This window comes from Pyxidicoccus sp. M6 (assembly GCF_055568925.1).
The window spans coordinates 12,213,538-12,234,381 of record NZ_CM145714.1; the positions used below are offsets into that span (position 1 = coordinate 12,213,538).

The following is a 20,844-nucleotide window of genomic DNA, read 5'->3' on the forward strand; positions in this document are numbered from 1 at the left end:
AAGGGCAAGGAGGAAATAAAACGATGTCGCGTCCCGGAATCGCTGCCCTGCTGTCCTTCCTGATTCCCGGCGTGGGTCAGATCTACAACGGAGACATCCTCCGTGGCGTGTTCTGGCTCATCGTCACCCCGGGCTTCTGGATTGGTACCGGTGGGCTCCTCGGCTGGGTGTGCCACATCATCGCCGCCGCCACGGCGCACAGCCGGGCGGAGAGCCAACTGAAATACAGAGTCACCGTCGTCTAGCGGCAGCCGGCCGGTCCCGTGGGGGCGCCGGCCGGGAATTCCAGACCGCGGAAAGACGCCGGGCCCGGCGCCGGGGGACAACCTCCCGGCACCGGGCCCGTGTTTCATGACGACCGTGACACGAGGGCCCGGTGCGAGGAGAAGACTCCCCTGCCACCGGGCCCACGTACTTCCTGGAACGGCGTGCTACCGGAAGAACGAGTCCGGGAAGGCGTCCGTCGGCTCGCTGTCGACGAAGTTCCGGTTCTCCACCTCCACCGGCGTGCCGGTGGCGGTGGTCTGGTTCTCGATGAGGTCCTTCACGAACGCGGTGAACTCCGTGCCCGCGTCCGTGCCTGCGTCGGTGCCTCCGTCGGGGAACGGAATGGGACCCGGGTCCGGGTCGTCACTGCATCCGGTGTAGGCCAGGGCCGTCCCCAGGGCCAGGATGCAGGCCAGTGCTCTGAGCTTGCCCATGGCGTCACGTCCCATCGCCGTGAGCGCCCGGATTCGGCGTGCGCAGATAGGGGAAGGTCGTGTCGAACTGGGACGCATCCTGGAGCACGGCGTCGTGGAACGGCACGTTGCGAGACGGCGCGTCCGTGTCATTGGTCAGCAGGTAGCCCATGGCCACGCGCAGCTCGATGTCCACCACGTCGTCACCGGGGCGGCGGCCGTTGGGGAAGCCCGCCGTGTCGCAGCCCGGGTTGTTGGGGGTGAGCGCGCCGTTGACGAAGCAGGCCGCGGCGCCCAGGTTGTTCTGGTCCCCGCGAGCCTTCGGCGCAATCTCCACGTTGAGGCGCTGCATCTCCGCCGTGGAGCCGTTGGCATTCACATTGGGCACGCCGGTGAGGAAGGCCGCCACCAGGTCCGCGCGGGGGAACACCGTGGGCGCCCGCACACCGGCGCCGCTGAAGAGCGCCTCCAGCAGCGCGGGCAGCGTGGGGTGCGTGACGTAGTCGGCGAACTGCGCGTCGTCCTTCGGCTCGCTGGCGTTGAAGCGGTTCTTGTCCTTGAGGCCGATGACGACCTCGTTGACCAGCGGCATGCCCAGGCGGCTCACCTGCGTCCACGCCCCCCCCTCGCGCGACGGCGTGGTGAACGAGGCCTTCGGGTTGACGGCGCGCGCCTGACGCACGCTCGCCGTGGTCCACCCGCCGATGACAGGCTTGTCCGCCGTGCGCAGGCAGGCGACGGGCACCTCCAGCGCCAGCGTGGTGATGTTCTTGTCGTCCAGCGGGTTGGGCACCACGTTGCGGTTGGCGTCGTTGGCGATGACCGAGGCCGGCGCATTCACCAGGTCGAAGATGGGGCCCAGGTTGACGGCGAAGGACTCCTTGCGCTGCCCCACGAACACCTTCGCCTGGCCGGTGCAGCCGGGGATGTTCACGCTGTAGACGTGCTGCGCCGCGTAGGCCTCGTACGCCGCGGTATCACCGAAGGTCTTCGTGCCGGTGTAGTCCGTGGGCTTGAGGAACGTGGCGCTGCCGCCGCTGGCCTTCGTCACGTCCTGCGCGGTGCCGGTGCGGCGGTTGCCGCGGACGACCTTCAGCGTGTACGACTCCTCGACGTTGAGCTTGCTGCGGTCCGCCGCGGTGATGGGGCCCACGTTGATGAGGGGCACCGCCACGTTCTTCTGGTTGGCCCCGGTGCCGATGGGAAGACTCACGCCGTTGCCGCCGTTGGCCAGGGTGTTGTTGAAGCGGAACTGGAAGGTGATGTCCTCGACGGCGTCACCGTTGTTGTCGACGTGGATTTCGTACAGCGCATCCGAGTCCAACGTGAAGTAGTTGGGCCCGCCGTACGCGTCCTGCAGGGGCAGGTAGTTGGCAATCAGCGTGACGAAGTCCTGCCGGCCCGTCTCGTAGCTGCGGAACATGTAGAAGTCGGTGCCGTCCACCTTGGGCAGCTCCGTGATGAAGGGAGCTTCCCGGTGGCTGGATGCCAGTGCGCTCGTGGCACCCAGAGCGGCCGCGACGGTGAACGCCGCCGCGAGCTGTCTTGCTCTCATTTGATTCTCCTGTTGCGGGGTGTGGACTGCGGTTTCCCCGGGGCACACGCGCCTCACCGCACGCGCACCCGGGTCATGATTCACTACGGACTCACGGCATTCGTGGATGCGTGAAGGCGGGACTTCGCGCCAGCGCACCCGAGCGCGCGGCACGCGTCAGGTGATGGACATGCCAACGCCGAAGGCACGCTCGGCGAACCAGACGCATGCCACCAGGGCAATGGCAGCCGAGCCGCCGATGAGCAGCGCGCGGCGGTAGAGCACCGAGCCGCGCAGCGCGAAGGCCAGCGGGAGGAAGGCGGCCACGCACGCGAGCTGGCCCAGCTCCACGCCCACGTTGAAGCCCAGCAGCGTGACGGCGAGGCTGCCCGTGGGAAGCTCCAGGTCCACCAGCGTGGACGCGAAGCCGAAGCCGTGCAGCAGTCCCAGCGCGAGCGCCGCCACCCAGCGCGTGCCGCGCACCACGGGGAAGACGTTGTTGAGCGCGGCGGCGATGACGCTCGCGGCGATGGCGGACTCGACGAAGCGCGAGGGCAGCGACACGAGGCCCAGCACGGCGGCGCTCAGCGTGAGCGAGTGGGCCACGGTGAAGGCGGACACCACCTTGACGACATCCCGCAGCGCCGGACCGAAGCGCAGCACCGGCATCCAGCGGCCGTCCGCCTCGCGGCGCAGCACCGACGGCAGCAGCAGGGCGAAGAGGAAGAGCAGGTGGTCCAGGCCCGCGAAGATGTGCTTCACGCCCTCCACCACCACGTCCCCGAAGCGGCGCCAGGGAGACAGCCCCTCCAGCGACACGCGGGCCTCGTGATGCGACGCGGAGAGGACCAACGTCTCGGTGGCGCCGCCGCTGGCCACGCGCAGGATTCCGCGGTGCTGCGGGTCCCGGTCGAACAGCAGCGAGTAGTCGACGTCCAGCGCAGTGGGAGCCGAAGCGCAGCGCGCCGCGAAGTCCAGCACGGCATAGGTGCCGTCCGAGTGGCGCACCACACGAGGAGCGCCGCCCGCCTCCACCGTGCACGGAGCCCCCTCCGCGCTCAGTGCGAGACGCCCGAGCACGTACGCGGTGACGTCCGCCTGGCGCGCGCGCAGCTCGCCCCACGTAATCGTGCCGTCGCCCTGAGCGTCGAGGGAGAGGACCTCATCCAGGTCCTTCAGCGCCACGTCCCAGCGGCCGGTGAAACCGCTGCCGTCGCGCGTCAGGTGCAGGTAGCTGTCGCTGGGCTTGTGGGCCAGCGCGGCCAGCGGGGCGAGCAGCAGGAACAGCGAGACGAGGCGGCTCACGGCAGGCTCCTCCGCACGCGCTCCGCGAGCGCCACGAGTCCGGGGTCCTCGCATCGGGTGGAGTGCAGGAACTCCAGCACGGACGCCGCGGCCTCCGGCTTCCCGGCCGCGAGCGCGGCCTCCATCAAGAGCCGTGCGTCCCACGGCTCGCGCTGCACGTCCCACGAGGCCCGCGCGAGCGTGAGGGCCTTGTCCGGCGCCTTCTCCACGTGGAGCGCGAAGCGGGCCTCCTCGCGCGCGTGCAGGCCATCGCCGCGAAGGTGGCTGGCCGCGTAGCGCTCGGACAGGTTGGCGGCGAGCGTCGCGGCCTCGTCCGAGCCGAGCGCCGTCTCCGCCAGCACGAGGCGCAGGAGCTGGTTGTCGTCCTCGGTGTTCCCGCGCACCAGGGCGGCGGCCTCGCGCGGGCGATTCAGGTCGAGCAGCAGGTCCGCGAAGGCGGCGCGCGTGTACGCGTCACCGGGGTCCATCGCGAGCGTGCGCACGAAGAGCTTCTCCGCGCGCGCCGTGTCGCCCGAGCGAGCGGCGGCCTCGGCCAGCGTGGAGAGCGCCCAGGCCTCCACCTCCGGGCCCGTCGCTCCCCGGGCCAGCGCGTCCGTAAGCAGCGTGGCGGCCTCGAGCGAGCGGCCGGCGAGGCTCTTCACCTGGGCCTCGCACACCGCGGCCGTCAGCGGCCCGGCGAGCGCGGACAGCGGCGCGCAGCTCAGGGCGGCTTCCGTGTGCTGGCCGCGCACGCCCAGCACCACCGCGCGCGTCAGCCACGCCTGTGCGTTGCGAGGGTCCTCGCGCACGGCCGCGTCGAGGTCCGCGAGCGCGGCGGGGAACTCGTGCCGGCTCTGGAGGATGGTGGCACGCAGGAGCCGCACGCCGGGCGGAGGGCTGGGCGCGTCCCACCACGGCGCGAGCGCCGCCTGGGCGCGGCCGAGGTAGCGAGGGTCTCCCCGCATCCGGCTCTCCTCGATGTCCAGCCGGGCCAGGCGCAGCGCCAGGTCGAGCTGCTCGGGCTTCGCGGCCAGGGCGCGCCGCAGCGATGCGCGCTCGCGAGCGCGGGCGTCTCCCGCCGTGGCGGGCACCTGCTCCAGCACCACTTCGTCCGAGGTGGGAGTGAAGGGCACACGCTCGGCGGCGGGCGGGTTGCTGCCACACCGCAGGGCCAGCAAGGCGGCCACTCCCAGGGCGAGCTGGGAGGCGAAGCGGGTGCGTGGCATGTGGGCTCGCATCGATGACAGCTTTACGAAGCCCACACGTGGCTGGATTTCACGGAGCGTGCCGTGTCGTCCGCCAACCCCCGAGCGCCCTCTTTCCGACACTGGCGAGGCACCCGCGGCCCAAAGACATCGGAGGAGATCCACCCGGGCCCGCCACGCTCACCATTTCTCGACGACTTCATGCGCGGCCCCGGCCGCCCCTCGCGAGGAGCCCGACACCGACCCGCCCGAGACTTCCCGTTCAGGCACGGTGGAGCTTCACCGCCGTGCAGTCGCCTTCAGCGGCCCAGGTGCTTCCGACACGACAGCCGGACGCATCTGGGCCGTGCCGCTGAAACAGGCCCTTCGACATCCGCGGCAATTTCCACCGCCGTGTCCGACGGTGCGCAGGAGGAGTCCTCATGCCCATGAGCCCCCCACCCCTTCAGGAGCGCGCGGCGCGGCTTCATGCGGCCCAACTCCAGAGCAGCAGTCGGCGGGTGGACGGACTCTTCACGTGGCTGATGGTGGCGCAGTGGGTGTGCGGAGTGGCGATGGCCTGCGTGTTCGCTCCCGGTGCGTGGGAGCACACGGAGGAGTCCCACGTGCCCGTCGCCGTCATGTCGGGCACGGCCCTGAGCGTGCTGGCGGTGGCACTGGCGCGCTGGCGTCCGGGCTCGGTGCTCTCGCGACAGGGAATGGCGGTGGCGCAGATGCTCTGGTCCGCGCTGCTCATCCACCTCACGGGCGGGCGCATCGAGACGCACTTCCACATCTTCGCGTCACTGGCCCTGCTCGCCTTCTACCGTGACGCATGGGTGTTGCTCTCCGCGAGCGCCACCACCCTCCTGGCCCACCTCGCACGAGACCTCTGGTGGACGGAGTCCCTTCAGGGCGCGGGAGGCCCGGCGTGGTGGCGCTTCCTGGAGCATGCCTTCTGGGTGCTCATCACCAACGCGGTGCTCCTCACCGCGTGCCACGTCCTCCAGCGCGAGGCCTGGGAGAGCGCCGAGCGCCGAGCCGAGGCGGAGCTGGCGAACGAGCAGAAGCTCCAGGAGCTCCAGCAGCGATACTCGCGCGTCGAGAAGCTGGCCACCGTGGGGCAGATGGCCGCCAGCATCAGCCATGAGCTGCGCAACCCCCTGGCCGCCGCGCGCACGGCGCTGTCGTGCGTGCTGCTGCGGGTGGCGAAGCTCCAGGACTCGCTGTCGGACTCGCGCATCCTCCACTTCCTGGACGTCACGGAGCGCGAGCTGGCGGTGTGCGCGCGCATCATCTCCGACGTGCTGGACTTCGCGCGCGAGCGGCCGCCCCAGCTCGCGCCCTGCGCGCTGCGCCCGTTGGTGGATGAGGTGCTCGGCGTGGTGCCCCGGCGCGCGGGGGTGCGGCTCGTCAACGCGGTGCCGGAGTCCCTGCCCGTGCCCAGGCTGGACCGCGAGCTGTTCCGCATGGTGCTGGTGAACCTGGTGCAGAACGGCACGGAGGCGGTGGACCCCGGCAGTGGCGGCACCGTGCGCGTGGAAGCCGAGGGTGGCGCTGGAGTGCCCTGGCGCATCCGCGTGGTGGACGACGGGCCGGGCATTCCCACCGAGGTGCTGTCGCGCATCTTCGAGCCACTCTTCACCACGAAGCCCCAGGGCACGGGGCTGGGGCTCACCATCGTCTCCGCGCTGGTGCACAAGCACGGCGGCTCGCTCTCCGTGCGCAGCGAGCCGGGCCAGGGCACGGAGTTCCTCATCGAGCTGCCCACCGCCGTGCTCGTGCAGTCCGCGTGACGTCAGGAGCGGCGGTAGCCGCTCCCGAGAGCCGTGTCACACGTCGAGGACGTAGGAGAAGATGAGCGGTGCGACGATGGAGGCATCGCTCTCCACGATGAACTTCGGCGTGTCGACGCCGAGCTTTCCCCAGGTGATTTTCTCGTTGGGCACCGCGCCCGAGTACGAGCCGTAGCTCGTCGTCGAGTCACTGATCTGGCAGAAGTACGCCCAGAGCGGGACGCCCGTGCGCCGGAGGTCCTGGTGCAGCATGGGCACGACGCAGATGGGGAAGTCCCCTGCGATTCCGCCGCCAATCTGGAAGAAGCCGATGGGGCTCCGGGGCGCGGTCTCCGTGTACCACTCCGCGAGCGTGGTCATGTACTCGATGCCCGTGCGCACGGTGTGGACGTTCTTCACGTCTCCGGCGATGCAGTGCCCCGCGTACATGTTGCCGAGCGTCGAGTCCTCCCAGCCCGGCACCCAGATGGGGAGGTTCCGCTCGCAGGCCGCGAGCAGCCAACTGTTCCGGGGGTCAATCTGGTAGCTCCCCGCGAGCCGGCCTCCGCGCAGCACGCGGTAGAGGAACTCGTGGGGGAAGTGCCGGCGTCCGCTCTGGTCCGCCGCCACCCATTCCTCCAGGACGGCGGTCTCGATGCGGCGCATGGCCTCCATCTCCGGGATGCAGGTGTCCGTCACCCGATTCATGTGCCGTTCGAGCAGGGCCTGCTCGTCCGTCGGCGTGAGGTCCCGGTAGTGGGGCACCCGCTCGTAGAACTCATGGGCGACGAGGTTGAAGAGGTCCTCCTCCAGATTGGCTCCGGTGCAGCAGATGGCGTGGACCTTCCCGCGCCGAATCATCTCCGCCAGCGAGATGCCCAGCTCCGCCGTGCTCATCGCGCCCGCGAGCGTGACGAGCATCGAGCCTCCGGCATCCACGTGCCGGAGGTAGCCCTCCGCCGCATCGACGAGCGCCGCCGCGTTGAAGTGCTTGAAGTGAGTCCTACAGAAGTCCCGGATGTTCATGTGCTCCAGCTCCCGGCGACGAGGGACGGTCGTGGGAGCTGTCGCCAGGACGTGCCACGCCGAACGCCCTACGGCACGGGGACGTGCCGCCATCGAGGCGTTGGGTGGCTGAACGAAGCGCTTTATAGGAACCACGGGTGCGCGCCGCAACCCGGGCGTACTCAGGCGCTCCGGCGGCGGCAGGGCATCTCCTGCGTCAACCGCCAGGTGGCGCCGCCATCCTTGGAGAGGAAGCCGCGCCAGAGGAAGCTGTCGCGGGTGATGGCGGTGAACATCCAGCGCAGGAGGTTGCCCTCCGGGTCCGGCCCTTCGATGTGGATTTCCTCGCCGACGGGCCTGCCCGTCAGCACGGCGAGGAAGCCGGTGGTGGCGCCGAGCCAGATGACCTTCCAGCGGTCCGCCTTCGCGTCGTAGTGGCGCAGCGTGGTGCCGATGCGCCGCTCTCCCACGGCCGCGCTCAGGTTCGCCTCGGCGTTGGGGTAGATGAGCACGTCCTGGATGACGCGGCCGTCGAGGGCCCAGGAGAAAGACCACTCCCCGGGCTGGCGGAAGGTCTCCTTCCCGTCCTCGCCGTAGAAGATGACCTCCGCGTCCCAGGCGCCGACGAAGCGGCCGAACAGGTTCAGCTTGTCCGCGTGCGGGGCCAGGGGGCCCTTCGCGCGCAGCAGTGCCAGTGCCCGCTCGGAGAGCGGGGTCTCTTGGGTCGACATGATGACTTCCTCCGGGGGTGTTGAAAGGACGCGGGTCAGCGCGTTGCGACAACGCGCTCCCAGCCAGGCGGATAGTCGAGGACGAGCCCGAGCTCGTCCGTCTCCACCTCGGCCACGAAGCGGCCGCCGTTGCTCTCGTAGCGGTAGCGCGACGCCGTCAGCCGCGTGTAGCGCTGGGGCAGCGTCACCAGGGACAGGTCCGGCATGCGGACCCACGCGGCCGTCACGTCACGCCCCTGCCCCACTTCCAGCGCGAGCCGCCGGATGGGCAGCGTGTTCGTGGACGGAGAGAAGGAGAGGTCGATGTCCACGCAGCCGCGCAGTTGCGGCACCTCCTCCGCCCCCTTCCACCAGCGCTGCTGTTCATCGACACGAAGGTGGAGCGATTGCTCCACGCCCCCACGTCTCAGCAGGATGCGCGCCTCACGCGTCAGCCACTGTTTGTCGCACTGGAGGGTGTAGTCCGCGGCGAAGGGCTGCCCCTCGTGCGCGAGCACCACCGAGCCGGCCAGCGTCCAGCCGTCGGCGGCCTCGCGAAGCTCGAAGTACTCGCTCCCCGGCTGTTCCACGCGACGCCAGATGAGCGCGCGGAGACATCTCTGTGATTCGTGGCGCGGCGAATTCATGCGCCACACGGTAGGCGCGGGCCGCGCGGGCGTCTTACACGCCCTTGCTCTTTGCGTTCCGCAGTACACGCTCGCCGCGCTTGTCCCGGGCCCCGAGGCCTTGCCATGGTTGCGGCATGCCGCGCCTGCATGCCTCGCCCCTGCTCCGCGAATCGGACCTCCAGCTCTTCCGGGTGACGTGTGACGGCCATGACGGCCCACGCCTCAAGGAGGAGTCCTCGTCCAGCGAGAGCCTGGTGCTCGCGCTGCACGGCCGCTTCCAGTTCCGCGACGCGAAGACACGCACCGTGGTGGGCCCGGGCACCGGCCTCTTCATGCGCGCGCACCAGCCCTGTCAAATCAGCCACCCCCACGGCGGAGGCGACGCCTGCCTCTCCGTACGAGGCGCCTGGGTGCGCCGCTTCGCGGACCCGGCCCGGGCGACCTTCTCCGTCAGCGCGGAGGCCTACGTGCGCCTCCAGGCGGTGCTCGCCCGAGTAGCCCGCGACGAGGCGGTCGAGCGGCTCCAGGTGGAAGAAGCCCTCTGCTCCGCGCTGGCCCGCCCTGGGCCGCGCGCGGAGCCCGTGACGGCACGGGAGCGCAACATCGCCGAGGCGATTGCCCACGAGGTGTCGCTGCGCTTCGACGAGCGCCTCTCACTGGAGGAACTGGCACAAGGCGCGGGCGTGTCTGTCTTCCACGCCTGCCGCGTGTTCCGCCGCGTGGTGGGCGTGGGCATCCACCAGCACCAGCAGGAGGTCCGCCTGCGCCACGCGCTCGCCCTGCTGTTGGACACGCGCATACCGCTGGCCGAGGTGGCGCTGGAGGCCGGCTTCGCCAACCAGGGCCACCTGGGCAATGCCTTCATGCGCCGCTACGGAAGGACGCCGGGCGCCACCCGAAAGGGATTGAGGACCTGAATCAGGTCCGCGGATTGCGCAGCGCCGCCAGCAGCTCCTCCGCCGTAGCCGCCACCGCGCGCGCTCCATGGGCCTCGAGCTCGTGGCTCCGGAAGCCCCACGCCACGCCGACGCCGAACATGCCCGCCGCGCGCGCCGTGTCCATGTCCACCGCCGTGTCGCCCACGAAGCCGCACGCGGCGGGCGCCACGCCCAGCTCCGCCGCCAGCGCCAACGCGCCCGTGGGGTCCGGCTTACGTGGCACGCCCGGCCGCTCACCATACACAGCGCCGAAGGGCACGCCCGGCAGCAACGTCTCCACCAGCCGCTTCACGTAGCCGTCCGACTTGTTGCTCAGCACCGCCATCCTCATGCCCGTCCCCGCCAGCGCCGTCAGCATGGCGGCGATGCCAGGGTAGGGCCGCGTCCTGTCCACGAGGTGCGCGTCGTAGTACGCGCGCCAGGAGTCCAGCACCGGCGCGTGCAAATCCTCGCGCCCCGATGGCACCGCCCTGCGCACCAGCTCCTTCACGCCGTCACCCACCATGCGCAGGTAGGCGGCTTCCGGGTGCACGGGCAGGCCATGGTGCGAGAGCGCATGGTTCATCGCATCCGCGATGTCCCCCACCGAGTCCACCAGGGTCCCATCGAGGTCGAAGATGACGGCACGAAGCTGCATGGGATTGAAGTCTCCAGAAAACGAAAACGCCCCGGCCGGTGGGCCAGGGCGTTCGGGGCGTCGAAGCCCGTGTCAGGTGCTGGCTACTGCGTGACCTGGGCCGTGGGGCCCGCGGGCGTGTCGCCAGCGATGGTCATCACCGCGAAGTTGATGTTGTTGTAGCCGGCCGTGGCGCAGCTGAACATCACCCGCTTGATGATGGAGTACTCCACGTCCTTGTGGGCCTGGATGTTGATGTCGCCCTTGAAGCCGCCCTCGTCGTCCTTCGCCATGGCGTGGAGGTCCTCGTACTGCTTCTTCATGTCCCGCAGCTTCTCCTCCAGTGCGGGAATGTTGAGGTACTCGTCCTTGGTGAGGTCTTCGACGCGGCCGACGATGGTGCCGGACACGCTGACCTGCTCGCCGGACACCATGACGACGGGGTGCATCTCCACTTCCTTGACGTTGGCCGCCTCGGGAAGCTGGATGTCCTTGGTCATCATCAGCACCTCGCCCGTCGCGGAGAAGTTCGCGATGAGGAAGAGCACGATGATGACGAACATGTCGACGAGCGGGGTGATGAGCAGGTCGGCGTAGCCGCTCTTCTTGCCGTGCGCACCGTGTCCGAAGACCTTCGAGTGCGAGAGGCGCTTGCCGTACCGCTTGCCTGGAACCTGGATGGCCATGTGATTTCAGTGGCTCCGTGTGGGGCTAGCCCATCGCCGCGGACACCGACACCTGGGGCAGCCCGGCGCCGATGCACTCGTCGATGATGCGGACCAGGTCCTCGTAGCGGACCTTGTCCTCGGGCTGCAGGGTGATGGCGGACTGGTCCGGAAGCTGCGCCTTGAGCTCCTTGAAGCGCGCCACCAGCTTGGTCAGGTCCGTCTTGCCCTTGGCATCCTTGGTGAGGGGAATCGGGTCGAAGGCGCTCTGGTCCGCCGTCAGCCGCAGCTCCGTGGGGGTAATCAGCAGGCTGAGCTGGACCGTCTTGGTCTTCTCCTCCTCCTGCTGCTCCTCCGTGGAGGGGCCTCCCGCTTGAGAGACCTGGAGGCGGCCAATCTGTGTCCAGACGGCCGTCATGATGAGGAAGCTGATGGTCACTGCCATCAGGTCGATGAATGCGGTCAGGTTGATGGCGACGTCGAGCGACTTCTTGCCCTTGCCACCTTGACCTGTGTCCATTCCGCCGGCCATGGCGTTTGTCTCCTTTGGCCGTGGCTCACATTGGAGCCAGCGTCAGTTGCACCAAGGGCGCGCCGTGCGTCCCTCTCATGGGGACCAGACAGCGCGCCCGGTCACGGGGTTCCCGAACCGCCTACTCCTCGTCGCGGGCCGCGGGGACGTTCAGGTTCTTGAACTTGTCCTTGTTGGCCACGATGAGGTTGAGGACGGACACGCTGGTCTCGTTGATGTCGTTGATGAGCGACTGGGTGCGGCCCATGAGCACGGAGAAGGCCACCAGCGCCGGAATTGCCGTCACGAGCCCGAAGCCCGTGCAGTTCATGGCTTCCGAGATACCGTTGGCGAGAATGGTCGCCTTGTCGGCCGGGTTCACGTTGGCCACGGCCTCGAAACAGGAGATGAGACCGGACACCGTACCGAGCAGACCGGCGAGCATCGCCGCGTTGCCGAGCATGGCGAGGTAGCCGGTGCGGGCCTCCAGGCGCGGCGTCTCGCGCAGGCTGGCCTCGTCCAGGGCGGCCTGGACCTCGTCGTTGCCCTTCGGAACGTTCATCAGGCCGGCCTTGATGACGTTGGTCAGCGGGGTGGACTTCTGGCCGGCCACGTAGTTGATGGCCTTGTCCAGGTCACCGGCGTAGATGTGCTTCTTCAGGCCGCGCAGGAAGGCTTCCTTGTTGATGGAGGCCTTGCCGAAGAGGACGATGCCGCGCTCCACCATGATGGACAGCGCAATCACGAGGCACACCGCGATGGGGTACATACCCCACTGACCGGCCTCCCAGCGCCGCGCGATTTCCTCGAAGAGGCTGCGCTCGGGGCCGCCGGTGTTCGCAAGTACGGTCAGATTCGTCAGAAACCCCAGGTTCATCGCGTGATGCCTCCACTAGGCCTGGACCCGCTGAGGCGGGCCCTACATGCCTGCCGCCCCCCCGGGCGGTTGGTCCACCCTCATGGGCGGCAGGAATGGATGTTGAAAACGGTGTGCCGACTTTAGGAATGCGAGCCTGGGGTGTCAAGGTAGGCCCGGCGGCGTTAAGTGCTGAAATCTCACAGGAATTTTGCGGCGAAGCACCCCTTGTCAGGTGGTCTCCCCAGCAACAGGGCAGGCATTTTTGGGGGGGTTCCCAAGACGCGTCGGATGTGACACCGCGCGCGCTTTCGACCCCGCGGAACGCATGCTAAGGGCGCCGCCATGGCGAGGAAGCGCATTGGGGAGCTGCTCCTGGAGCAGAGGGCGATCAGCGTCGCGCAGCTCGAGGCGGGGCTGGCCGCGCATCGCAAGTCGGGGCAGCGGCTGGGGGCCACGCTCATCGCGCAGGGCGCGATTACGGAGGCCACGCTGGCGGGCGCGCTGAGCCAGGCGCTGGGGCTGCCCCAGGTGGACCTGGCGGCGATCACCCCCGAGTGGGCGGCGGTGCACCTCTTGCGGGCGCGGTTCTGCGAGCAGCACGAACTGTTCCCCATCGCACTGGAGAGCGCGGGCGGACGGCGGCAGCTCGTGGTGGCGATGGCTGATCCGCTCAACGTGACGGCGGTGGAAGAGATTGAGTTCACCACCGGCCTCAAGGTGAGCACGCGCGTGGCGGCCCTGTCCGCGGTGCGCAGCGCCATCCTTCGCTACTACCACAAGGTACCGGTGGCGGTGGCCAACGGGCAGGGCTCGGCGGCCCCGGCTCCGGCGCCCCGTAACCCGGTTTCGGCAAGGCCCGCGGCCCCTCCCGCGAGGCCCGCGGCTCCGGTGGCGCCGCCTCCCGAGGAGGAGAACGACGAGGAGGTCATCGTCGGAGAGGAATTGCCCCCGGGAGAGAAGACGCAGCGCACGTCCCTGGCGGACCTGATCCGCGAGCGGGAGGAGCAGCGCAAGCAGCGGCGGGGGCAGGCCTCGACGGCGAAACCGAAGCCGGCGACGGGCGGCGGCGGCGGCGTGCTGGATGATTTGGATTACCTCTTCGGGCAGGCGCGCGAGGACCCGGACCGCGTCGAGGAATTGGAGCGGAAGTTCTGGGCGCTGATGCGAATCATGGCGCGCAAGGGATTGCTGACGAAGGAGGAGTTCACCCGCGAGCTGGACGACGAGGGCGAGCGCTGACCGGTGGGAGTGTCGATGTCCGAAAACCGCGAGAGCGATTTCGGGAGACATGAGAAGGGTCCGGGCATGGACCTGCTCGACCGCGACGCGTGCTACCGCGCCCTCCAGACCCGTGATGCCCGGTTCGACGGACGGCTGTTCGTCGGAGTGACGTCGACCGGAATCTACTGCCGCCCCATCTGCCCGGCCCGGACCGCGCACTCGAAGAACTGTCAGTTCTACGCCTCGGCGGCCGCCGCGCAGGAGGCGGGCTTCCGGCCGTGCCTGCGCTGCCGGCCGGAGACGGCGCCGGACCTGGCCTCCTGGCGCGGCACGTCCAACACCGTGTCCCGGGCGCTGGCCATCATCGCGGACGGCGGGCTCGACGGGGGCGAGGCGGGCGTCGACGAACTGGCCGAGCGGCTGGGTGTGGGCGGGCGCCAGCTCCGGAGGCTGTTCAAGCAGCACCTCGGGGCGTCGCCGGTGGCGGTGGCCCAGACGCGGCGGGTGCTCTTCGCCAAGCAGCTCATCCAGGAGACGCGGATGCCCATGGCGGAGGTCGCGCTCGCGGCTGGCTTTGGCAGCGTCCGGCGCTTCAATGAAACCTTTCATGATTTGTATCACCGGCCGCCGAGTGAGCTGCGACGCAAGGCATTGACGGAGCTGCCGGCGGGCTCCACGGCCGAGGCGGGGGTGACGCTCCGGCTGCGATACCGCCCACCGTATGACTGGGAGGCGATGCTCGCGTACCTGGAGGCGCGCGCCATCGACGGCGTCGAGCAGGTGGTGGGCGAGGGCTACCGGCGCACGGTGGCGCAGGACGGGCGGCTGGGGACGGTGGAGGTGAGGCACGAGCCGGCGCGGAACAACCTGGTCGTCACGGTGCGCTTCCCTTCCGTGCAGGCGCTGCCGGCCATCCTCGCGAGGGTGCGGCGGGTGTTCGACGTGGGCGCGGACATCGAGACGATTGGCGCGCACCTGTCGAAAGACCCGTTCCTGGCGCCGCTGCTGGCCCAGCGCCCGGGGCTGCGTGCTCCGGGAGGCTGGGACGGGTTCGAGCTCGCGGTGCGGGCCATCCTCGGTCAGCAGGTGACGGTGGTCGCGGCGCGGCAGCTCGCGAGCAGGCTGGTGGCCCTCTGCGGCGAGGTGCTTCCGGAGGCGGCTCGTGTGCCCGAGGCGCTGTCGCGTGCGTTCCCTTCGCCGGAGCAGGTGGCCTCGGCGAACCTCGATGCGCTGGGCATGCCCTCGGCGCGGCGTGCGTCGCTCAAGGCGCTGGCGGAGGCAGCGATGGCGGACCCGCACCTCTTCCGTCCCTTCGGCACGGTGGAGGAGGCCATTGCGCGGCTGCGCTCCATTCGCGGCGTGGGCGAGTGGACGGCGCAGTACATCGCGCTGCGGGCCCTGCGCGAGACGGATGCGTTTCCGGCCAGTGATATCGGCCTGCTGCGGGGCGCGGCCAACGACGCGGGCGAGCGGCCGACACCCGAGGTCCTGTTGCAACGCGCGGAGCCGTGGCGGCCCTGGCGGGCCTATGCCGCGCAGCATCTGTGGGCCGCTGATGCGGTGGCGGGACAGCAGGCCCGGGAGGCGCGTCATGGCTGACACGCGATGCCCCATCAGCGAGGCCACCGAAGCCGGATTCGGCCATTGCTCCCGGGAGGCACGTCATGGCTGAGCCCCTGCGCCTGTTCATCGACCGGACCGGGACGCCCATCGGCGAGTTGGTCATCATCGCGGACCGGGAAGGCCGGCTGCGCGCCATCGACTGGGCCGACTACGAAGAGCGCATGCGCGAGCTGCTGCGCCTGCACTACGGAGCGGGCGGCTATGAGCTCGTGCCCGAGCGGAACCCTGGCGGCCTCACCACGGTGATGCGCCGCTACTTCGCGGGAGAGCTCGGCGTCATCGAGGGCCTGCCCGTGGAGACGGCCGGTACTCCGTTCCAGCGGACCGTGTGGGCGGCGCTGCGCGACATACGCTGCGGAACGACGGTCTCCTACGCAGAGCTCGCGCGCCGCATCGGCAAGCCCGCCGCCGTGCGCGCGGTGGGGCTCGCGAACGGCTCGAACCCGGTGAGCATCGTCGTGCCCTGTCATCGCGTGGTGGGCTCCAATGGCTCGCTCACCGGCTACGCCGGAGGCATCGAGAGGAAGCGCTGGCTGCTGAGCCACGAGGGTAACGCGGCATCTCAATCGCTCCTCCCGTTCGCGCGGTCATGACGCCTCGCGTCCCGAAGTCCACCTGAACGGTCTTGCGCCCCGAGCGCATGCCCCTGGTCCGTGAGCGCAATCGGGTTCGCGCATGACGGCGTGCACCCGCATGCCAGAACACCTGACCACGCCCCCTGAAGAGGAACCGCGTTCCGCTTACGGCGGTGTGCTCCCGCAGGCCTGAACGCGTGGCCCTGAAAAGAAACCGAGCTCCGCACTCTCGCGTGCGCGCCCGCACGCCCGAGCGCATAACTGCGCCCTCCGCGCTGAAAGGAAGTCCCAATGACCTCGACCCAATCGACGAATGTCCAGGTGTTCCGCAAGCTGCACACCGAAGGAATCCTGCTCCTCCCCAATGCATGGGACGCCGGAAGCGCCCGGCTGACGGAGAGCCTGGGAGCCAAGGCCGTCGCCACCACCAGTGCCGGAGTGGCCTGGGCGCACGGCTACGCGGACGGCAACCACCTGCCCGTGAAGCTGCTGGCCGCGACGGTGGCGGAGATTGTCCGCATCATCAAGGTGCCGCTCACCGTGGACATGGAGGGCGGCTACTCGGATGACCCCACCGCCGTGGGAGAGACAGTCGCCACGGTGTTGCAGGAGGGCGCGGTGGGCATCAACCTCGAGGACGGCACCGGTACGCCGGACCTCCTCTGCGCCAAGGTGGAGCACGTGAAGCGCGCGGCGGCGCGGCGTGGCGTGGACGTGTTCGTGAATGTGCGGACGGACGTCTACCTGCACGGGTTGGCCCCCCAGGAGCGCCGCGTCGAGGAGACGCTGGCCCGCGCGGCCCGCTACCGCGCCGCCGGGGCGGATGGCCTCTTCGTCCCGGGGCTGGTGGGCGCCACGGAAATCCGGGCGGTCGCTTCGGGAGCCGGCCTCCCGTTGAACATCATGGCCCGCCCGGGCCTGCCCTCCCCCGCGGAGCTCCAGTCGCTGGGAGTGCGCCGCCTGAGCGCGGGCATCAACATCGCCACGGCGGCCCTCGGCCGGGCGGCGGCGATGACGACTTCCTTCCTGCGAGATGGCGCCACCGCGGCCCTGTTCGAGGGCGCCCTCCCCTACCCCGAGCTCAACGCGCTGATGACGCGCTGACCGCTCACCCCACCGACAGCGGCAGTCGCACGGTGAACGTGGTGCCCGTGCCCACGGCGCTCTCCACCGTGAGCCGGCCACCGTGGTTCTCGACGATGCCCTGGCAGATGGACAGCCCCAGGCCGGTGCCCTTCCCCTCCGGCTTGGTGGTGAAGAACGGCTCGAAGATGCGCTGCAGGTGCTTGGACTCGATGCCCGTGCCCGTGTCGCGCACCGTCACCACCGCGTCCTGCCCGTCGCGCCCCGTGGACAGGAACACCGAGCCACCCGGCTGCATCGCATGGCACGCGTTGGTGATGAGGTTGACGAACACCTGCACCAGGTTGGCGCGCACGGCGGACAGCGGCGGGAGCTCCGCGTACTCCCGGTGCACGCTGACGCGCGCCTGCGCCACCACGTGCTCGCAGAAGCCCACCGCCATGTCGACCACGGAGTTGAGCTGTACCTTCTCCGGCTTGTCCTGCGCCGGCCGCGCGTAGCTCACCAAATCCCGCGTGAAGCGGAGGATGCGGTGGCTGCTCTCCAGAATCTTCTTCAGCTTCTCCTGGTCCGCCGGATTCGCGCCCGGCGTCAGCCGCGAGCGCTGCAGCAGCGCGTCCGCGTACGTGGCCACCGCCGTCATCGGGTTGTTGATTTCGTGCACCACGCTGGCCGCGAGCTGACCGATGGAGGCCAGCTTCTCCGCGTGGATGATGCGCTTCTCCAGCTCCTTCACCACGGTGATGTCCTGGCCGATGGCGATGACGCCCTCGACTTCACCGTGCTGCGTGAGCATGGACGACGTGGCGAAGGACACGCGCACCTCGCCGCCGTCGCGGGACAAGAGGCGCGTCTCGAAGTTGTTCACCGACTCGCCGCGCATGGCGGCGGCAATCACCTGCGTCACCCGCAGGTGCTCGCTCTCCGGTACCAGCCAGAAGAGGTCCTTGCCCAGCACGTCCTCCTTCCGGAAGCCGGTGAGCGCGCTGAGCGCCTGGTTGAAGACCACCACCTGCTTGTCCCGGCTGGCCACCAGGATGAGCGCGTTGGCCTTCTCCAGCAGGTCCTCCAGGTACTTGCGGACGAACGTCAGCTCGTCGATGAGCTTCGCGTTCTTCACCGCCACCGCCACCTGGTTGGCGAGCTGCAGGAGGACGCGCTCGTCGTGCTGCACGTCCGCGTCGAAGCCCTCCGGGTACTCCATGTTGATGGCGCCGAAGAGCTGCCCGCTCGCCACCAGCGGCGCGCTCACGCCGTGGGTGCTGCCCTGGAACAGGAGCGGCACCTCGGGCAGCACCGCCACCCGGCCCGGCGGCAGCGACGCGGGCGACAGGTTCGTCTTGTCCACCGCGCGCTGCAGCAGCGCCAGCGGCTCGTGCGCGCCCTCCTTCAGCCGTCCTTCCGCGTAGAGCGACGTCAGGCCACCGGTGCGCGCATCCGTAATCCGGATGCAGAACGAGCGCCCGGGGAACAGCTCCTTCACCCCGCGCGCCACCGCCGCGACCAGCTCCTCTTCGCCGCCGGACTCGGCCACGCTGCGGCCCAGGTCCAACAGCACGCTCTCCGTGCGCGCCTGCTCCAGCAGGGCCTTCTCCGCCACCACCAGCCGGTTGCGCGCCAATTCCGGCTCGTTGCGCGCGCGCACCGCCACCACGTCGCCCCGGCGCGACAGCGTCATCACCACGCCCGCCAGGCCGGACTGCAGCTCCACGTCACAGCTGGCGCCGTCCGCGGGCGCGCAGGCATCCGTCAGCGCCTTCGCTACGTCATCCACCGTGACGTGGTGCTCGTCACAGAAGCGGCGGAAGGCGTCGTTGACGGCCACCAGCCGCAAGGCGGGGTCGCACACGGCCGCGGGCGCGTCGAGCGCCTCGAAGAAGGCCTGGAAGGACTCGGCCGCGGGGCCGGGAATGCGCACGACGCGGGGTTCAGTCTTCATGGGAGCTTGCCTTGTCCAGGTCGAGAATCTGCTGCGCCCCCATGTACGACTTCGTCTCGTAGCGGGTGATCTTCCCAATCTTCCGGACGATTTCCGCCATGCGCTCCGCCTCGCGGTAGATGATGTCCACCGGCTTCCAGGCGAAGTCCTCCTCCTTCAGCTTGCGCTTGAGCAGCTCCGCGTAGCCCATGACGGACGTGAGCGGCTGGTTCAGCTCGTGCGCGGCCGTACCAGCGAGCGCGACGATGACGGCGCTCTTCTCGCTCTCCTCCAGCCGCGTCTCCACGTCCGACAGCTTGCGCTCCAGCTGCATGCGCGCGCGCATGTCCGTGAAGATGCCCACGCTGAACACCTCGCGGCCACCCTCGTAGACGATGGAGGCCGTCATGTTCACCGGCACGCGCTCACCGGAGCGGTGCATCAGCTCCTCGCGCGTGAGGGACAGCCGGCCCTTGCCGCCGTGCTCCGGGCTGCGGAGCATGGACATGATGCGCTTCGCGCCGCCGGGCGCGTAGAGCTGGTGGACGGTGAGGCCGCCGAGGGCCTCCTGCGCGGTGTAGCCGCACATGGCCTCGGCGCCCTTGTTGAAGAGGATGATGCGCCCCTTCAGGTCCGCCGCGATGATGGCGTCCACCGACGAGTCGATGAGCCGCTCCAGGAAGTCCTTCGTCTGGCGCAGCTCGTACTCCAGCTTGCGCGCGTCGGTGACGTCCCGGAAGGAGAGGATGGTGGCCGCGTCCTCGTCGCGCATGGGCGCGGCGGACATGGACAGCGTCAGCCGGCGGCCCGCGGGGGTGCACACCTCCACGTCCACGCCGGAGCGCGCGTCGCCGCGCGCGGCCGTCGTCACCAACTCCATCAGCACGCACTCGTCCACCGGCTGCGTCACCTGGTGCAGGTGCCGGCCGCGTGCATCCACCGCCGGGATGTCCAGCATGGCCGCGCCCGACGGGTTGAGCGACAGCACGCAGGCCTTGTCGTCGAGGATGGCCACGCCTTCACTGACGTGCGCGAAGAAGAGCTGGTAGGGCTTGAAGGACGCCGCCTGCTCCTCCGCCGCGAGGCGCGCCGTCTTCTCCGCCTCCGTCTGCCCGCGCACCGACTGGAGCACGGACGCGTTGCGCAGGGCCACCGCCGTCGCGTGCGCCACGGTGGTGAGGAAGTCGATTTCCCGAGGCGTGAAGGTGCGCCGCGTGCCCGCCGCGCGCACCAGCAGCACGCCGCGCACCTGGCCTCGCACCGGCAGGGGCAGCGCGGCGATGGCGTGGATGCCCCGCGCGGCCACCGCCCGGCGCTCCACGTCGCCCAGCAGCGGGTGCGTGGAGGCCTCCTGCATCACCACCGGCTTGCCGGTGCGCATCACCTCGCGAATCTCGGGGTAGCGAGACAGCTCGATGCGCAAATCCTTGAGCGTCGGGTCGTCGCTGGCGGCGACGATGACGCCCTCATCGGCGTTGCGGCCGAGCATCACCAGCGTGGCGCGGGCGATGGCCAGCTTCTCCGCCAGCCGGCGGGTGACGCCGTGGAGCAGCGCCTCCACGTCCGACGACTCGGCGTAGTCCGCCGTCAGCTCCAACAGGAGGGACAGGTCCTCCTGGCTGCGCTCCTGCTCGCCGCGCTCCACGTGGCGCGCGGCGGCGCACTGGAGCCGCCATGCCAATTCATGCGTGGCCACCGGCGTGGTGAGGATGTCCGCGGGCTTGAGCGCCTGCGCGGCGGCGAAGCCCCGCTCGCCGGGCTCCACCAGCGCCACCAGGGTGAGGCTGGAGGCGCGGGGGCCGTCGAGCAGGGCCCGCAGCGCGGGGCCACTGCCGGGAAGAGTCAAATCCACCAGGGCGAGGGAGGCCTCTTCCAGGCCGTCCACCACCCGCAATCCCGCACGCGCTGCCGAGGCGGCGAGCGCCTCACGCGCCTGCGAGTCGGGTGGCACCAGGGTGATGCCGAGGGCGAATTCCAGCGAGGACGGCACGTGAGAGTGGGGTCCAGGGGAGAGGGGCCCCCACTCTACACGTC

At 69.8% G+C, this 20,844-nt stretch carries 20 protein-coding genes; 7 read left to right on the forward strand and 13 right to left on the reverse strand.

Annotated elements, in window-relative coordinates:
* The first annotated feature begins 23 nt into the window (after nucleotides 1-23).
* Nucleotides 24-245, forward strand: a complete 222-nt coding sequence (locus ACVTJA_RS48180) for a hypothetical protein (RefSeq protein WP_465831094.1) — start codon at nucleotides 24-26, stop codon at nucleotides 243-245.
* A gap of 186 nt (nucleotides 246-431) precedes the next feature.
* Here ACVTJA_RS48180 and ACVTJA_RS48185 read toward each other — a convergent pair whose 3' ends face one another.
* The 4 genes from ACVTJA_RS48185 to ACVTJA_RS48200 all read right to left on the reverse strand — a co-directional run bounded on the left by ACVTJA_RS48185 (nucleotide 432) and on the right by ACVTJA_RS48200 (nucleotide 4,724).
* Nucleotides 432-701, reverse strand: a complete 270-nt coding sequence (locus ACVTJA_RS48185; RefSeq protein ID WP_465831095.1) for a hypothetical protein — start codon at nucleotides 699-701, stop codon at nucleotides 432-434.
* A 4-nt stretch (nucleotides 702-705) separates the two neighbouring features.
* Nucleotides 706-2,235 carry a DUF4331 domain-containing protein gene (locus ACVTJA_RS48190; RefSeq protein WP_465831097.1) on the reverse strand — a complete coding sequence of 510 codons (1,530 nt, stop codon included), beginning with the start codon at nucleotides 2,233-2,235 and terminating at the stop codon, nucleotides 706-708.
* Nucleotides 2,236-2,391: 156 nt separating this feature from the next.
* A complete protein-coding gene (locus tag ACVTJA_RS48195; protein WP_465831098.1) occupies nucleotides 2,392-3,519 on the reverse strand; it encodes a HupE/UreJ family protein in 1,128 nt (375 codons plus the stop codon).
* On the reverse strand, nucleotides 3,516-4,724 hold the full coding sequence (locus ACVTJA_RS48200) for a tetratricopeptide repeat protein (protein WP_465831099.1): 1,209 nt from the start codon (nucleotides 4,722-4,724) through the stop codon (nucleotides 3,516-3,518). Before ACVTJA_RS48200 ends, ACVTJA_RS48195 begins: the two co-directional genes overlap by 4 nt.
* A 407-nt stretch (nucleotides 4,725-5,131) precedes the next feature.
* Between ACVTJA_RS48200 and ACVTJA_RS48205 the strand changes: the two genes are divergently transcribed.
* The gene (locus ACVTJA_RS48205; protein ID WP_465831101.1) at nucleotides 5,132-6,478 is read left to right on the forward strand and encodes a sensor histidine kinase; all 1,347 of its coding nucleotides are present in this window, start codon (nucleotides 5,132-5,134) and stop codon (nucleotides 6,476-6,478) included.
* Between the two features lie 36 nt (nucleotides 6,479-6,514).
* Here the strand turns inward: ACVTJA_RS48205 and ACVTJA_RS48210 are convergent, their stop codons facing one another.
* The 3 genes from ACVTJA_RS48210 to ACVTJA_RS48220 all read right to left on the reverse strand — a co-directional run bounded on the left by ACVTJA_RS48210 (nucleotide 6,515) and on the right by ACVTJA_RS48220 (nucleotide 8,762).
* Nucleotides 6,515-7,483: a deoxyhypusine synthase family protein gene (locus ACVTJA_RS48210; RefSeq protein ID WP_465831102.1), complete on the reverse strand. Its 969-nt coding sequence runs from the start codon at nucleotides 7,481-7,483 to the stop codon at nucleotides 6,515-6,517.
* Between the two features lie 161 nt (nucleotides 7,484-7,644).
* Nucleotides 7,645-8,193 (reverse strand): hypothetical protein, encoded by a 549-nt coding sequence (locus tag ACVTJA_RS48215; RefSeq protein WP_465831104.1) that lies wholly within the window; start codon nucleotides 8,191-8,193, stop codon nucleotides 7,645-7,647.
* A 35-nt stretch (nucleotides 8,194-8,228) separates the two neighbouring features.
* On the reverse strand, nucleotides 8,229-8,762 hold the full coding sequence (locus tag ACVTJA_RS48220) for a putative glycolipid-binding domain-containing protein (protein ID WP_465831105.1): 534 nt from the start codon (nucleotides 8,760-8,762) through the stop codon (nucleotides 8,229-8,231).
* 173 nt (nucleotides 8,763-8,935) lie between these two features.
* Between ACVTJA_RS48220 and ACVTJA_RS48225 the strand changes: the two genes are divergently transcribed.
* Nucleotides 8,936-9,718, forward strand: coding sequence for a helix-turn-helix domain-containing protein (locus tag ACVTJA_RS48225; protein ID WP_465831107.1), 783 nt, complete (start codon nucleotides 8,936-8,938; stop codon nucleotides 9,716-9,718).
* A gap of 1 nt (nucleotide 9,719) precedes the next feature.
* Here ACVTJA_RS48225 and ACVTJA_RS48230 read toward each other — a convergent pair whose 3' ends face one another.
* The 4 genes from ACVTJA_RS48230 to ACVTJA_RS48245 form a co-directional block, all read right to left on the reverse strand.
* Nucleotides 9,720-10,376 (reverse strand): HAD family hydrolase, encoded by a 657-nt coding sequence (locus ACVTJA_RS48230; RefSeq protein ID WP_465831109.1) that lies wholly within the window; start codon nucleotides 10,374-10,376, stop codon nucleotides 9,720-9,722.
* An 83-nt stretch (nucleotides 10,377-10,459) separates the two neighbouring features.
* On the reverse strand, nucleotides 10,460-11,041 hold the full coding sequence (locus tag ACVTJA_RS48235) for an ExbD/TolR family protein (RefSeq protein ID WP_465831111.1): 582 nt from the start codon (nucleotides 11,039-11,041) through the stop codon (nucleotides 10,460-10,462).
* Nucleotides 11,042-11,066: 25 nt separating this feature from the next.
* Nucleotides 11,067-11,552, reverse strand: coding sequence for an ExbD/TolR family protein (locus ACVTJA_RS48240; protein WP_206723897.1), 486 nt, complete (start codon nucleotides 11,550-11,552; stop codon nucleotides 11,067-11,069).
* 121 nt (nucleotides 11,553-11,673) lie between these two features.
* On the reverse strand, nucleotides 11,674-12,408 hold the full coding sequence (locus tag ACVTJA_RS48245; protein ID WP_465831113.1) for a MotA/TolQ/ExbB proton channel family protein: 735 nt from the start codon (nucleotides 12,406-12,408) through the stop codon (nucleotides 11,674-11,676).
* Nucleotides 12,409-12,732: 324 nt separating this feature from the next.
* Here ACVTJA_RS48245 and ACVTJA_RS48250 point away from each other — a divergent pair, with 324 nt between their 5' ends.
* From ACVTJA_RS48250 to ACVTJA_RS48265, 4 genes are all read left to right on the forward strand, one after another.
* Nucleotides 12,733-13,629, forward strand: coding sequence for a GspE/PulE/PilB domain-containing protein (locus ACVTJA_RS48250; RefSeq protein WP_465831115.1), 897 nt, complete (start codon nucleotides 12,733-12,735; stop codon nucleotides 13,627-13,629).
* A 66-nt stretch (nucleotides 13,630-13,695) separates the two neighbouring features.
* Nucleotides 13,696-15,210, forward strand: a complete 1,515-nt coding sequence (locus ACVTJA_RS48255) for an AlkA N-terminal domain-containing protein (RefSeq protein ID WP_465831117.1) — start codon at nucleotides 13,696-13,698, stop codon at nucleotides 15,208-15,210.
* A gap of 65 nt (nucleotides 15,211-15,275) precedes the next feature.
* A complete protein-coding gene (ogt, locus tag ACVTJA_RS48260) occupies nucleotides 15,276-15,827 on the forward strand; it encodes a methylated-DNA--[protein]-cysteine S-methyltransferase (protein ID WP_465831119.1) in 552 nt (183 codons plus the stop codon).
* A gap of 273 nt (nucleotides 15,828-16,100) precedes the next feature.
* A complete protein-coding gene (locus tag ACVTJA_RS48265) occupies nucleotides 16,101-16,913 on the forward strand; it encodes an isocitrate lyase/PEP mutase family protein (RefSeq protein WP_465831120.1) in 813 nt (270 codons plus the stop codon).
* Between the two features lie 4 nt (nucleotides 16,914-16,917).
* Here ACVTJA_RS48265 and ACVTJA_RS48270 read toward each other — a convergent pair whose 3' ends face one another.
* The gene (locus ACVTJA_RS48270; RefSeq protein WP_465831121.1) at nucleotides 16,918-18,831 is read right to left on the reverse strand and encodes an ATP-binding protein; all 1,914 of its coding nucleotides are present in this window, start codon (nucleotides 18,829-18,831) and stop codon (nucleotides 16,918-16,920) included.
* A complete protein-coding gene (locus tag ACVTJA_RS48275; protein WP_465831123.1) occupies nucleotides 18,821-20,800 on the reverse strand; it encodes a PAS domain S-box protein in 1,980 nt (659 codons plus the stop codon). The genes ACVTJA_RS48270 and ACVTJA_RS48275 overlap by 11 nt, the downstream gene beginning before the upstream one ends.
* Between the last annotated feature and the right edge of the window lie 44 nt (nucleotides 20,801-20,844).